Annotated in this window: 9 protein-coding genes; 4 read left to right on the forward strand and 5 right to left on the reverse strand. The window is 43.7% G+C overall.

The window, feature by feature from the left end; all coding sequences use genetic code 11:
- Positions 1-149: 149 nt before the first annotated feature.
- From L4D05_RS10055 to L4D05_RS10065, 3 genes are all read right to left on the reverse strand, one after another.
- A complete protein-coding gene (locus L4D05_RS10055) occupies positions 150-548 on the reverse strand; it encodes a MaoC family dehydratase (protein WP_250617939.1) in 399 nt (132 codons plus the stop codon).
- A complete protein-coding gene (phaC, locus tag L4D05_RS10060) occupies positions 538-2,301 on the reverse strand; it encodes a class I poly(R)-hydroxyalkanoic acid synthase (protein ID WP_428793856.1) in 1,764 nt (587 codons plus the stop codon). Before phaC ends, L4D05_RS10055 begins: the two co-directional genes overlap by 11 nt.
- Before the next feature lie 121 nt (positions 2,302-2,422).
- Positions 2,423-2,773, reverse strand: a complete 351-nt coding sequence (locus L4D05_RS10065) for a phasin family protein (protein WP_265675339.1) — start codon at positions 2,771-2,773, stop codon at positions 2,423-2,425.
- Positions 2,774-3,550: 777 nt separating this feature from the next.
- Here L4D05_RS10065 and psrA point away from each other — a divergent pair.
- The 4 genes from psrA to L4D05_RS10085 all read left to right on the forward strand — a co-directional run bounded on the left by psrA (position 3,551) and on the right by L4D05_RS10085 (position 9,682).
- Positions 3,551-4,216: a TetR family transcriptional repressor PsrA gene (gene psrA, locus L4D05_RS10070; RefSeq protein ID WP_428793857.1), complete on the forward strand. Its 666-nt coding sequence runs from the start codon at positions 3,551-3,553 to the stop codon at positions 4,214-4,216.
- A gap of 85 nt (positions 4,217-4,301) precedes the next feature.
- Positions 4,302-6,584, forward strand: a complete 2,283-nt coding sequence (locus L4D05_RS10075) for an acyl-CoA dehydrogenase (protein ID WP_428793858.1) — start codon at positions 4,302-4,304, stop codon at positions 6,582-6,584.
- 547 nt (positions 6,585-7,131) lie between these two features.
- A complete protein-coding gene (locus L4D05_RS10080; RefSeq protein ID WP_428754897.1) occupies positions 7,132-7,893 on the forward strand; it encodes an SDR family NAD(P)-dependent oxidoreductase in 762 nt (253 codons plus the stop codon).
- A 304-nt stretch (positions 7,894-8,197) separates the two neighbouring features.
- Positions 8,198-9,682 carry a peptide MFS transporter gene (locus L4D05_RS10085; RefSeq protein ID WP_428754898.1) on the forward strand — a complete coding sequence of 495 codons (1,485 nt, stop codon included), beginning with the start codon at positions 8,198-8,200 and terminating at the stop codon, positions 9,680-9,682.
- Between the two features lie 177 nt (positions 9,683-9,859).
- On the opposite strand, the gene L4D05_RS10090 is transcribed toward L4D05_RS10085, so the two are convergent.
- Complete coding sequence (locus L4D05_RS10090) at positions 9,860-12,340, reverse strand: putative bifunctional diguanylate cyclase/phosphodiesterase (RefSeq protein ID WP_428793859.1); 2,481 nt, start codon at positions 12,338-12,340, stop codon at positions 9,860-9,862.
- A gap of 228 nt (positions 12,341-12,568) precedes the next feature.
- Positions 12,569-14,725, reverse strand: coding sequence for a c-type cytochrome (locus L4D05_RS10095; protein ID WP_428794006.1), 2,157 nt, complete (start codon positions 14,723-14,725; stop codon positions 12,569-12,571).
- Between the last annotated feature and the right edge of the window lie 14 nt (positions 14,726-14,739).

The following is a 14,739-nucleotide window of genomic DNA, read 5'->3' on the forward strand; positions in this document are numbered from 1 at the left end:
ACATTTTTCAAAGTTAATCAATCTTTATTATCTTCCGACAGTTGCTGTTAACATCAAAAAAAGCTTAGCCTTTGCAGACTAAGCTTTTATACAGCGATGAAATTTAGCACTCACCCTAAATGGCACATGCTTTAATTGGCGAACACCGACTAATTAGGAAGCATAACCGTAGCTTCACCCTGTATTGCTACCTGCCCCTCTTCAGTCAACACTTCAGTGAGCAATGTAACGATCGGTTTATCTTCACGGATGTGTTTTACTTCCACACGTGCAGTCACCGTTTCTCCAACACGAATTGGGCATGTAAACTTCAATGTTTGTCCCAGATAAATAGCGCCGGGACCCGGTAGTTTTGATGCTAACAATCCCGAGACTAAGCTAGATGCTAGCATGCCGTGTACAATCGGCACCTCAAACGGCGTCATGGCGGCAAATGCTTCATCTAAGTGAACGGGGTTGTAATCCTCAGCTAAAGAAGCAAACGCTTCAACTGCCGCTTTATCTAGTGTCTTAGTAAGACTTGTATGTTGACCAACCTCAAGCGACATCTTTCTTTTCCTCATCGTTTGCTAGGACTTCTTCAATACGTTGTTTCACATACGTACCAGGGGCATCAAGTTCACCACTCAGCGTTCTTGGATCGAGTTTTTCTGAGAAATTACGCGCATCCAACCATTCTTGCCAATGTGGCCACCATGAACCCGTTTGCTTATCTGCGGCTTCTAACCAAGTATCGGCGTCGGTTTTCACATTCGGGTTGGTCCAGTAGCCGTATTTAGTTGAGTTAGCATGATTCATAGGACCTGCGATATGGCCGCTTTCTGCCAACACAAATGTGCTCTGTCCGCCTAACAGCTCAGTTCCTTTGTACGTCCCTTTCCAAAGGGCAATGTGATCCTCAATGGCAGATAAGAAGTAGATTGGGGATTTCACTTTAGACAAATCAATACCCACACCATCAATCTCTATGGCATTTGGTTGGCTCAGTTTATTCTCCAAATAGAACTGACGAAGCATTTGGTTGTGACAAGCCGCAGGAACGTTGGTGTTATCACAATTCCAATGCAGTAAGTCAAAAGCAACCGGCTTCTCTCCTTTTAGATAATTCGTCACGTAATAATTCCAGTACAAGCTGTTTTCTCGTAACAAACTAAATGACACCGCCATCTGGCGACCGTCCATATACCCTTTCACGGAATTTTGCGCTTCAATTGCCGAGATCATCGCATCGTTAATGAAGATACCTAGCTCTCCAGGTTGCTTGAAGTCCAAGATAGTGGTGAGTAGCGTTGCTGACTTTATCCGTTGTTTGCGCTTTTTCCCTGCCATGTAGGCCATCGTAGCGGTCAATAAGGTGCCACCGATACAGTAACCCAAACCATTAACTTCACGCTCTCCGGTTACGGCCTCGATTGCATCCAGTGCTGGGATTAGGCCGTCAGTGACGTAAGTACCGAAATCAGTTTCGCTGTATGTTGCATCTGGGTTAATCCACGACACCATAAAGACTGTGTGTCCTTGATCGACTAACCACTTCACAAATGAACGCTTTTGACTCAGGTCCATAATGTAGTACTTGTTTACAAACGGCGGCACAATCATCATTGGGCGCTTGTAAACATTTTCCGTTGTCGGCTGATATTGAATCAACTCAAACATGTGATTCTTAAAAACAACCTTACCCGGTGTCGCGGCAATGTTTTCACCAAGCGTAAAGGCTTCGGCGTCTGTCATGCGGATATTTAACATATCTACACTACGAGTCATGTCTTCTTGAAGCTGTTCTAACCCCTTAATCAAATTAGACCCATTGGATTCCAACGTGAGCTTCATGATTTCTGGATTAGTGGTCACAAAGTTACTCGGTGACATCGCATTGAGAAATTGACGAGAGAAGAACTCCAAGCGCTCTTTCGCATCAGGGTCGAGATCTTGCGCTTCATCAATCGTTTGTTGCACAGACTGGCAAACGAGTTTGTAGCTTTCTTTAATATAATGATAAAGCGGATTAGATGCCCAACTTTCATCTCTAAAACGGGGATCTTTTTCTGGTGCGTTGGGATCGCCAGCACCTAAAATACAGTCATTGAAGAGATTGATTTGTTGATTCCACCAATTCATCTGCTGCTCTAGCACCGTTGTTGGATTTTTAGTGACGGATTGTGCTAATGCACTCCAATCTTCAACCTGTGACTTAAAAATCGTCGATTGAGTCGGTTGTTGGAAGTTGCCGAGCCAGCTTTCACTTGCTTGAAAGTAACTGTTAATAATGTCTTGAAAGGGTGCTTTGTTATTCATCATCTCATCCCTGTACTGTGAATGAAGTGGCGGCCCTGCTCTACGATAAAAGAGTTATAAAATAGCTGAGCTCTACTGCACAATCGCTCAACCTAAATAGCTCGAAGCATAGACCGCCTAAGCATTACTTGCTTTTTGCAGCGTTGATAGACGTTGCTGAAATCTCATCGACTGCAGCTTTAAACTCATTGCCGATTTCGCTAAGTTTTTGACCATCTTCAAGTAGACGCTGGCTAACTTTGCTAATAATTTCTAGTTGCTTGCTACCGTGATTAGCAAGGTCTTGTGGCTGCTTAATTGCCACTAAGCTTTGTAGGTTTTCATTCGACAACTCACTATACGCTGTTAGCGTTTCTAGTTGCATTTTTGACAATGTTTCCATGTTTTTTGCAACGAGCGAACCAAAGTTAGCAAATGGGTTGATAACAGTTTGTAGCTGTGCGTTTACTGCTTCGAATGCGGCTTGGTTAGACATAATATGTTCCCTTTTAAATGTGGCCAGCGGCGTACCGCGCTAAGCTCTGATTGACTTTACTTATGTTCATTGATCTTCATCAATAAATATTCAAACACGTGTTTGAATATGTTCATTCTGTACAAACCATCACGCTTTGTCACCCCTAAATAATTACCAGAAAGTCATCAAAAAAAGCACTTATTGATTATTTCTTGTTTGAATAAAAATATTGAAAATAAATGAAAGTCATAGTGAACAAAGGGTTTAGAACGGCTCACATACTGTTTTTCCGTTTGAATCACGACATATGCAACCAATATAAACATTCGAAAAACAAAGCCCACGTCACAATTTAAAACTTAGTTATCACTTCGTTTCATACACAAGACAAAGAACTACAATCACAACCATTATTAAACCATATAGTAAGCCCGGCAACTTATTCAATATGCCAATACAACAGCGCAAGACATAAATAAAATACATACACTCATCTGCCGTTAAATATAAGTCATGGGCTATAGTTATTGAGTGGGCACCACTAATAAAGTAAAGTAATGCCACTCAAAAAACACCATAACACACTGATTTTAATAGATTTACCTAGCAGCAAATCAAAATCAGCAAAGAATAAAAAATAATTTTAACTAAAAATATACTTATGTTTCATATAGTTAATCGTTAACAAAACTCAGCAAACGTTGTTAAATTTAAAAATTTGATGTTAATCACTTGTTGAGTTAATTTTTAACCCGTAGTATTAAAACAAATGTTTAATACGAGTGTTTTAATCACATGGAATATAAAACAGAAACTAGAGATAAAATATTAGATGTTGCCGAGACCTTATTTACTGAACATGGTTATAAAGGGACGTCACTACGAACCCTTACCAGCAAAGCTAAGGTTAATGTTGCTTCTGTTAATTATCATTTCGGTGATAAGAAAACTCTAATTCGTCAGTTATTGAATCGCTATTTAAGTGAACTAATGCCAGCCATTCACGAATCCCTTGAGCGTTTAAATCAACAAGAAAGTTACACATTGGAAGAGGTGTTCAATGCGATCAAAGCGCCATTATGTTCATTAAACGACATCAAACCTAATGGTATGCACCGCTTCCTACTACTACTAAGTAAAGGGTATTCCGATATTCAAGGGCATTTGCGCTGGTTCATTCTGACAAGGTACAAAAATACGTTAAACCTTTTTGTTGAATCCGTTCGTTCAAGCTGTGGAGACATTGACGATGCTGAGCTTTTCTGGCGGCTTCATTTTTCACTCGGCACCTTTATTTTTGCTATCGGCTCTAGCAAAGCACTCGCGGAAATTGCATCCAGTACGTTTGATCAACATAACGCTGACGCAGAAGCGATTATCGATAGGCTCATCCCCTATTTAGCCGCAGGTATTATCGCCGAGCCGAACGCAACAGTCTCTACCCCAGCACCATCAATATGAATACCAATTTTTACACCGATCACGAGTGAGAACTACCGCTCTAATCATTAAACAATGACTCAGTTGAACAAAAGGAACAGTACTTATGAGTTTTATCAGCCAAAAATTAATCAGTGAACCTGCATTTAGCTTGTTTAAAAAAGTACTTCCTCCCCTGTCTGCGACAGAAAGGGAAGCAATGGAAGCCGGTAGTGTATGGTGGGACGGTGAACTCTTTTCCGGTAACCCTAACTTCACGACCCTTCATCAATACCCAAGGCCAACGTTGACACAAGAAGAGCAATCTTTCATCGACAATGAGCTAGAAACGCTCCTGTCTATGCTTGACGATCATAAAATGGTCAAAGAAGATCGCGATCTTCCCGCAGAGGTTTGGGCATATCTGCGTAAAGAACGCTTCTTTTCTTTGATTATTTCCAAAGAATACGGTGGGCGTCACTTCTCCGCACTCGCTAACTCAACGATTGTTGCCAAAATTGCGTCTCGTAGTATGAATGCCGCCATCACCGTTATGGTGCCCAACTCACTAGGGCCAGGTGAACTGCTTTCTCACTATGGTACACAGGAACAAAAAGATTATTGGCTGCCGCGTTTAGCCGACGGCACCGACACGCCTTGTTTCGCGCTAACCGGCCCAGAGGCAGGCTCGGATGCTGGCGGAATACCTGATACTGGTAAAGTTTGCTATGGCATGCACGAAGGGAAAGAAGTACTCGGTATTCGCCTTAGCTGGAACAAACGCTACATCACTTTGGCGCCTATCGCGACCGTGATGGGACTGGCCTTTAAGCTTGAAGACCCTGATAAGCTACTTGGTGACAAAAAGAACATAGGCATCACGTGCGCCTTGATTCCAAGTAATCACGAAGGCGTGATTATTGGTGAACGTCACGATCCTATGCTACTGGCATTCATGAACGGTACGATTCGTGGGAACGACGTATTTATTCCTATGGATTGGCTCATCGGTGGTGCTGAATACGCGGGACGAGGTTGGCGCATGCTGGTTGAATGTCTGTCCGCGGGGCGCGGCATTTCATTACCTGCTCTTGGTACGGCAGTCGGCCATTTGACGGCAAGAACAACCGGAGCTTATGCCTACGTACGTAAACAGTTCGGCATGTCTATTGGTAAATTTGAAGGTGTCGCTGAGGCGATGGGACGCATCGGCGGCATGACATACTTGCTAGAAGCCAACCGCACGCTAACGACTACTTCACTCGATATGGGAGAAACTCCGGGAATTGTCACGGCTATCGCCAAGTATCATATGACGGAGATCTCTCGTACTATTCTTAACGATTCAATGGATATTCACGCGGGTCGCGCAATTCAATGTGGTCCAATGAACTACCTTGCTTCCGCTTACTTGTTCATGCCAGTCTCTATAACCGTTGAGGGGGCGAATATTCTAACTCGTAACCTTATGATCTTTGGGCAAGGCGCAACCCGCTGTCACCCTTATGTCTTACAAGAGATGGAGGCCGCTGCCAATCCGAACCATGAAGAAGGCGCAAAAGCCTTCGATAGCTTATTGTTCAAGCATATTGGCCATGCTACGAAGAACTCCATCGGTGGTTTGTTTGCGGCGCTAACCGGATCTGCTTTTACCTCATCGCCGATTTCAGGAGAAACCGCTCGTCATTACAAGAGCTTGAAGCGTTTAAGTAAAGCGCTCGCAGTGAGCGCCGACTTTGCCATGCTCACACTTGGTGGCCAGCTTAAGCGTAAAGAACTAATTTCGGCTCGCCTCGGTGACGGCTTAGCCTATTTATACATGGCCTCCGCGGTATTGAAAAAGTATCAAGATGAAGGTGAACCCGCTGCCGATCTTGATTATGTTCACTACGCTGCTGAGCATTGTTTCTACCACGCGGCAAAATCGCTTAACGAGGCTTACCGAAACTTCCCAAGTGGCTTGGCGGGCACTACGCTCAAAGCACTGTTGTTCCCGCTTGGTAATCACTTCAAGCAACCTACAGATAGCCTAAGCCTTAAGATTGCCGAAAAGCTAATGGTACCCGGTGAAGATCGCGACCGCCTAACGCACCTTTGCTATATTGGCGAACATGAAGACGACAATGTCGGCATCATGGAGCGTGCATTCATTGCCATGTACGACATTCGCGACCTAGAGAAGAAACTCTTTAAAGGGGTTAAGGCAGGCAAAGTGGCGAAGAAAGGTATTCTTGCAGACCGCCTACAACAAGCCCTAAAAGCGGACATATTAACGCAAGCAGAGGTGGATAAAATTGTTGCAGCTGATGCGCTTCGTTACCGTGCAATTCAAGTGGATCATTTTAGCCACGATATGAAAGAAACGTTAACCAACCAACCTGACACACCAAACCTTACTCATGTCGCGTAAATAGTGTGTTCTAGTTCAGGCTAGTTTGAATATTTACCTCCCCTATCCCCAGAGCAGACTTATCGTCTCTCTGGGGATTTTTTATGACTCGTTCAAACAAAGCCGTTGCTAACATTCGTTGTTGCTTATTGCCATTCTTGCACTAAAGAGAGAAAAATCGACCGCCATCATTCTGGACAAAAATAAATCGCTTAATTGAAAAATATCACTATTGAGGCCGATTTTTCTTCCATTGCATTAATCAAAAAACAAAAAATAAAGAGGTAAGACCACTTTAAAATTCTGAGTCGCGCCAATACTTGATCTTTCCTTGACCACCGTCAGCTCACGCTTGTGGCGTATTTTTTACTTTTCACTCTTCATTTTGTGCTTACACTTAATAAGTCGCTTATAAATACACGGGGATGATTATTTCAATAATCATCATCTGCGATAAAAATAAAAAGTGACACCAAGTGAGTAAATTCAAACAAAAATTATCACTTTAATAAATAGCTCTCTATTTCATACATAGAGACTCAGCCGCTCAATAACAAAAGGAAGCTCCATGAATATTAAAGATTCCGTTGTCGTCATCACAGGTGGCGCCCAAGGCCTCGGTTTTGCAACTGCTAACATGCTCTCCAAAGCAGGTGCTCACATTGCCATCATTGATAGTAATGAAGAACAATTGGTTTCTGCTGCGGCAGATCTTCAAGCTAATGGGACACAAATAGGCACTTACTGCGCCAATATTACCGACGAACAAGCAACAATTAATGTGTTTGAGCAAATATTAAAAGACTTTAGTAAAGTGAATGTCTTAATCAACAATGCTGGCATATTAAGAGATGGCTTAATGGTAAAAGCGAAAGATGGCGAGATACTGGATGAAATGTCCCTAGACCAATTTAATGCGGTCATTAGCGTCAACCTTAGTGGGACATTCTTATGTGGTCGTGAAGCTGCAAAAGCCATGATTCGCTCTAAGCAGCAAGGCGTCATCATCAATATTTCGTCTGTTGCCCGTGACGGCAATATGGGACAAAGCAACTATAGCGCAGCAAAAGCGGGCGTGGCATCTTTAGCGATGGTTTGGGCTAAAGAGCTGTCCCGTTACAACATTCGCGCCGCAGCTATCGCGCCTGGCGCTTGTTACAGCGCTATGACTGCTTCTATGAAGCCAGAAGCGCTCAGCAGACTTGAACAAATGGCTCCCGTTAAACGCCTTGGACAAGATGTCGAAATCGCGAAATCCGCACAATTCATCATCGAGAATGATTTTTATAACGGTAAGGTTTTGGCTGTCGATGGGGGGCTTGTGCTGTAATACTGCTGACAAAGAAGCAGAATCTCATCGAAATGCACAAGGCAAGGTGATCGTGTTTGATCACCTTGCCTTAGACTAATCAGAACCACGACCCGACACCGCATCACTGGTCTAATACTCGCTCAATACTTGAGCAACCCGCTCACCATTCCATCAAGCACAAATAAAACTAACGCTTTGGATTAGAAATTGTCGTGCTCACACCCCACACAATACTGTCACATCTCAATATGTAACATATCGTGTCTGTTACTCTACAGTCAGTCTTATAAACTAGTTTTAATTAACAGTTAAGGGTTTTATTATGTGGAATAAACTAAATAAGTCCATGATGTTCTGCCAGATGATGTTTGGTCTGTCGTTCTATGGTGTCATGGTTATCCTCACGCGATTTTTCTTAGAAAACTTAGGTTACAGTGAAGCTGACACCATGATGGTAGTTGGGGCATTTTCATCAATTGGCCCTCTCTTTGCTATTGCCGGTGGATTTATTGCCGATAAGTTCTTAGGGGCGTATCGCTCGCTTAGCATCGCCTATTTCGGGTTTAGTGCTGGTTACGTTCTATTAGTACTTGGCGCGTCTACCATCAACGTTCCAATGAGTTTGGCTGGTATTGCTCTCGCCAGTTATGCACGTGGCTTAATGTCCCCTTCTTATCCAAGCCTTTATAAGCGCACGTTCAAAAGCCAAGAAGATTTTGAGAACGGCTACCCTGTAAACTATTCCGTGAACAATGTTGGTGCGCTTCTCGGCCAGTACTTATTCCCTATGTTTGTCCTTGTTATTGGGTTTTACGGTAGCTTCCTATTGTCAGGATTGCTTGCCTTTGCCGCTTTTTGCATGCTTATTCTCTTCCGAAAACAGCTTCAAGGCGTTGGTGCAGACATCGATCAAGCTGCGGTTTCAACTAAAAACTGGATACTTTTTGCCATCACCTCACTTGCCATGATCGGTATGGTGTTTTTCATGTTTTCTAACATGGATATTGGCAAAAATATCGTTTATGCCATTGGGCTCGCGGCCATTGGCTACTTCATCTCGTTGATGCTAAAAGCGGAAAAAGCCGACAGTTTACGTATGGGTACCATTCTTATCGTCACGGCGCTGACTACTGCATTTTTTGTCTATTATGGTCAAATGATGACATCTATGACCATGGTAACGATCAACACCATGCGTGGCGATTTATTCGGACTGATCCCGATTGCTCCAGAAGCCTCAATGTCAATGAACCCGCTATGGTGCATCGTCGCAGGCCCAGTGATTGCAGGTACGTTTTCTAGTTTAGAAAAGCGCAATATTCACTTTACCACTGCTACAAAGATAGGGTTTTCCTTTATCTTGACCGCTATCGCCTTTGGTATTCTTGCATTTGCGGTGAAAAACATTGGCGAGAGCGTCGTCATTCGACCAGAAGTATTCTTAGTAATTCACTTCTTCCAAGCGTTTGCTGAAGTCATTGTGGGCTCGCTTGTTGTGGCGTTTATCTTGTCTGTTGCACCTAAGCACATTGAAAACTTTTCAGTCAGTTTGTTTTCTGTTGCGATTGCACTATCTGGCATTGTTGGAGCGGTATTCTCCACGTCAATTGCAGCGGAGAAAGGGCAAGAAATTACTCAAGAGTTTGTACAGCAAGTGTATGGCGGTTACTTTTCATTACTGACTGTGTTAGCGGTTGTCATGGTCTTGGTGGCATTTCTTGCCTCAATTGCTATTCGCAAAATGTTGGCGGCCGCCGAACAATCAAAACCTCAACAAAACATGGAGCTTAATGACGCTGAAAGCTAACTAATACAGCACTTCAACATCATAGACTGCTCAAAAGCCCCCGCGTGAATCACGTGGGGGCTTTATCATCTCAGTTACGCCTCACCTAAATGAGGTCAAATAAGCAAGCTATTAGGAGATTGAATCACTTAGCGCAGACGCTCCAGGTTCTAGGTTCTAGGTTCTAGGTTCTACACTCTAAATAAACAAACGTTCTGGCCTTTGTGGCTTGCTAAATAAATAGCCCTGACCATATTCGCAGCCTTTTTGTTTTAAATATTCAGATTGCTGTAAGCTCTCTACCCCTTCAGCAACAACTTTAAGGCATAGCGCCTGCCCCATTGCTACAATAGCATTTACAATGGCATTGCTGTCGTTATTGTCCGGCACGTCTTTTACAAATGATTGATCTATTTTAAGTTTGTTAATTGGTAAACCTTTTAAATAAGACAATGACGAATAGCCCGTGCCAAAATCATCAAGTGATATCTCTATCCCCAATGAACTCAACTGCTCCAATGTTGCAATCGCTTTCTCTGGGTTAAACAGTAAAAATGTCTCGGTAATTTCAATATCGAGTCGCTTCGCTGGAAAACGGGTTTCCTCTAATACCGCTTCAAGCACAGGAAAAAAATCTGAGTTTTGTAGTTGTAATGCAGACACATTGACAGCGATACGGCCAAAATCCCGACCTTCATCTAGCCAGCGGTTGCCCTGAAGGCAAGACTCTCTTAGCACCCAAGCACCAATTTTTTGAATTAAACCTGTTTTCTCGGCAATCGGTATAAAGCTACTCGGCGGGATAAGACCTAAATCAGGATGTTGCCACCGGAGCAGAGCTTCCACGCCAATTAAACGATTATCCGCAAGCGAGTATTGAGGCTGATAAACCAAGTAAAACTGATTCTTTTCCAACGCCTCATGAAGTGCAGATTGAATCCGAACGTGTAGTACCGAACTTTTAGTCAGATCCGGGGAGTAGAATGCATACCCATTGCGTCCATTCTTTTTCGCAAGGTACATCGCCGTATCGGCATTTTTTAACAAGGTTTCGCTATCGTGGCCATCTTTAGGATATAAGGCGACACCGATGCTAGCAGAGACTCTAAGCGACTCATGCTGATCGAGTATAAATGATGAATTAAAGACCCCCATAATACCATCGATGGTATCAAGGAGTTCACCTTCAGAGTCGAAATCAGATAATACAATGACAAACTCATCGCCACCGATACGAGCAATGTTTGCTCGATGTTCTAGCACGGTATTTAACCTCTGCGCCACTTGCTCCAACAACTGGTCACCATACAGGTGCCCCCGGCTATCATTGATATGCTTAAAGTGATCAAGATCTAGAAACAAGGTGGCAAATGACTTGTGATGCTTACGCCCGGCTTCGATGTGCTGCTCCAATAGGCTGCTTAAATGGACCCTATTGGGTAAATTAGTCAGCGGGTCGTAAAACGCCATTCTTCGCAAGTTCTCTTCATCTGCCTTTTGAGCTGAGATATCTTCGAACACACAAATATGATGCATCAAGGTATTGTCTTCATCCTTTAATACACTGATTGTGGTCATTTGAGGGTAAATGGAACCATTTTTTTTACGGTTTATAAACTCCCCTTTCCACTGCCCATCAATGGCCAGTTTTGCCCACATATCTTGATAGAACGCGATGTCGTGATGTCCTGATTGGAGGAAGCGGGGGTTAGTTCCAATAACATCAGACAGCTCATAGCCCGTGATACGTACAAAGGCACTGTTTACATCCAAAATGTTACCGCGTGCATCGGTAATGAACATGCCTTCTTGAAAGTTATTAAAGATTTCTGACGTCACCGAGAGCCAAGTTTCAACGACCTTACGACGAGTGACATTGCGAGTCATGCCTAACACCCCGACCAATGCTCCGCCGTTATCTCGAATAGGTGACTTAATCGTTTCTAACCAGAGTTTATTTTCTTCGTCATCCATCACCAAACATTCTTCAATAGTGACTTGATGGTTAGCGTCTATCACGGTTTGATCCGCGGCAGCAAAGAGTTTTGCACGATCGGCGTCAAATAACTCGATGTCGGTTTTTCCATGGACTTGAGCACTACTGTAATTCCATGCCTTTTCTACGCTATGGTTAATCATGACATAGCGACCATCGGCACTTTTTACCCAAGTATGATCTTCAAGCGCATCAATGAATTCCTGCAAGGTTGGTACTCGGCTTGCGTCATTGACAGTTTCATTGTGGAAATCGTGATGACCGACTCCCGCTTCGCTTTGTTGCTCTTTCCTCGCATGAGCATAGATATCAAAGCTCACTCGGCCTGCAACGGACTCCATCAAATTCTGAGGATTTATATGCTCAGAAGAATGTGAAAACAGCACCAGAACAGCGAACAACTGCTCGTTCGGCCCCCAAATAGGTGCAAAATACAGGGTCGTACTTCCCTTATTCTTGGCCAAGATCTCAAGATGAGGAAACGTAAACTCTCTCAGCGTTTGTGACAGAACGTCGTCAAAGCACGCCTCTAATGCAGATACTTTATACTCACAATAACAGGACCAGTGCATCGTTCTATCTAGAATCAATAATCGACCATTTGAATGTGTCGCAAGACATAATTGTTCTAGGGAAGATTGCCAACTTATTTTGAGTTCTGGTGATAAGGTTGCACAGTACATGAGTTAATAAACCAAGAGCAGGGCTGCATATTTGCCCTTTATTCATTTAATGATCGGACTATCCTAACCAATACCACACAAAATGCCAAAGTAACCCACACCAATTAATGGACTAACCGACAGCAATACGGATTAGTTTCCCGTCAAATAATAACCCAAAATACGGTCTACATCGTACCATCACGCCATTCGTCACCCTCGTTACTCGTCAGTTGGCGTTAACGAATATTAGTTAACATTAATATTTTGATCCCGCTCATCATACATATCTGGCGTGGTATGCAAGCCACCCGTATAACCCGCTTTTTCAAGCGTCTCTCTTACCTGCCTGACCTGGTCTCGGGTAACCGGTATTTCACGTGCTCCCAAGTGTATTCGCACAAAAGAAATCAACTCAGCTAAGGCTGTATCCGATAAAACATCATTGAAACTCACCATCGGCATAAAGTTACGTTCTTCATCTAGATAGCTTGGCTGCAGTCCCCTCAACGTTACTGCAATAGTGTTGAAAGGGTCACTGTGCATGATGATGCCATTGTTTAATAACGTCGGTGCAATAGGGTCACGCCCTTTACCATCTTCACCATGACAGGCACCACAGGTTTGATTGTAGGTTGCGTAGACTTCATTGGCGTAAGCTGCGTCAGTAAACCCGGTTGGTTCTAGTACAACCGTCTCCTTGTGAATAACGTTATTCGTATCCCCAATTAGTAGATAGTAAGACATGGACTCGATGTCTTCTCGAGTCATTCGGCTCAAACTATTCTTAATAACATCCGCCATACCGGCAAAGGCCGAACCTTTGTCTGAATGTCCTGTGTGTAAAAAATCTGACAGTGACTTTTCGTCCCAACCATCCATATAGAGCTCGTTAGCACTGATATTAGGAGCATTCCAACCATCAATAAGGTTGCCTTGAAAGATCCTATCCGTGTCCAACGCTTGAGCGATATTTCTCGGTGTATGGCATTCAGAACAGTGCCCGAGCCCTGCGACCCAGTACTTACCTTTCTGCCATTTTTCGAGATCAGAAATGTTACCTTTCAGTTCACTAGGAGGTTGGTAATCAAGTACGGCGGTATCCATAAACACGAGATTCCACCCCAACAAACCAAGACGAATATTGGCAGGAAACATCATTTGATTACGATCATTCTGCCTTGAGACTGCGGCGGTAGATTGCATGTATTCCCACAACGCAAGCATGTCTTGATCAGTCATATATTGATAAGACGTGTAAGGCATTGCAGGGTATAGATAGCCATGTAACCCCTTCCCAGCAACTAGGGCGGCTTTGAAGTCTTCATAGTCATACAACCCTATCCCTTCTGACATATGAGGGGTAATGTTGGTTGAATAGATAGTGCCGAATGGCGTAACAAATGGCAGTCCACCAGCAAAAGGTTCTCCCCCTTCGGCGCTATGGCAAGCCACGCAATCTCCGGCGTAGGCCAAATACTCGCCTTGCTGCACTAACGCAGGATCCAAACTTGCCAATTTCGCATCCTCATCCAATCGAGACTTCGTCATATAGGCGCCAATCGCCAAGATTTCGTCTTGAGAAAGCTGCTGACCGAAGGCCGGCATTACGTTATTGAGACCATTTCGAATCGTATGTTGAATCTCTTCAATACTACCGCCATGCAACCAGACATGATCAGAAAGGTCTGGCACACCAAGCTGACTATTGGCTACAGAGCCATCGCCATGACAAGAGGCACAATACTGAGTGAATAGCCCCTTTCCTAACGCGACTTTCACGGCTGGCACATCGGTGTGTCGCTGATTTAATGACGCTAAATAGTAGGAAATTTTGGCAATATCATCGGGGTTAATCGCATCTACCCATCCCGGCATCGCGCCATTTCTACCCAGAGTAATAGAGTGAATAATTTCCGCATCACTCCCCCCGTAAAGCCATTCATTATCGATTAAATTAGGAAAATGCTTAGCACCTTGGGCATTATTTCGGTGACAAGCCGCGCAATGAGTTTGAAACAGTCCTCGACCCGAACTCACAACGTCAGGATTCATTGCCAAGTTCACTAAGCGTTTATCACTGATGTCCGCCATCTGATTACTCAAGCTCGTGTTCACTTGGCTTAATTTGTCGTCACTTTGCTGCCAGTTGATCAACCCTTGCCAGTTACCCAGTCCAGGGTAGAGAACTAAGTAGCCAAGTGAGAGGCTAAAAGCGATAAAATAAGAGACAAACAGTAGCTTAGGGGGAGGCGCATCGTTTTCATCGATACCGTCAAAGGAGCCAATTGTGTGATGCTCATCTGCATGGTGATTACTGCGCCAATATTTAATCACCACACCTACCATCAGTACAAAGAACACAACGGTTCCTACCACGGCCCATAGATTCCAAAAACCATTCAATTCAATTGAATCCA

It is taken from the genome of Vibrio nomapromontoriensis (assembly GCF_050337205.1).
GTDB lineage: Bacteria > Pseudomonadota > Gammaproteobacteria > Enterobacterales > Vibrionaceae > Vibrio > Vibrio nomapromontoriensis.

Bases quoted from the DNA above. Each gene is read 5' to 3' on its own strand.
- L4D05_RS10055 (WP_250617939.1), bottom strand. From the start codon at position 548: ATGTCGCTTGAGGTTGGTCAACATACAAGTCTTACTAAGACACTAGAT.
- phaC (WP_428793856.1), bottom strand. From the start codon at position 2,301: ATGATGAATAACAAAGCACCCTTTCAAGACATTATTAACAGTTACTTT.
- L4D05_RS10065 (WP_265675339.1), bottom strand. From the start codon at position 2,773: ATGTCTAACCAAGCCGCATTCGAAGCAGTAAACGCACAGCTACAAACT.
- psrA (WP_428793857.1), top strand. From the start codon at position 3,551: ATGGAATATAAAACAGAAACTAGAGATAAAATATTAGATGTTGCCGAG.
- L4D05_RS10075 (WP_428793858.1), top strand. From the start codon at position 4,302: ATGAGTTTTATCAGCCAAAAATTAATCAGTGAACCTGCATTTAGCTTG.
- L4D05_RS10080 (WP_428754897.1), top strand. From the start codon at position 7,132: ATGAATATTAAAGATTCCGTTGTCGTCATCACAGGTGGCGCCCAAGGC.
- L4D05_RS10085 (WP_428754898.1), top strand. From the start codon at position 8,198: ATGTGGAATAAACTAAATAAGTCCATGATGTTCTGCCAGATGATGTTT.
- L4D05_RS10090 (WP_428793859.1), bottom strand. From the start codon at position 12,340: ATGTACTGTGCAACCTTATCACCAGAACTCAAAATAAGTTGGCAATCT.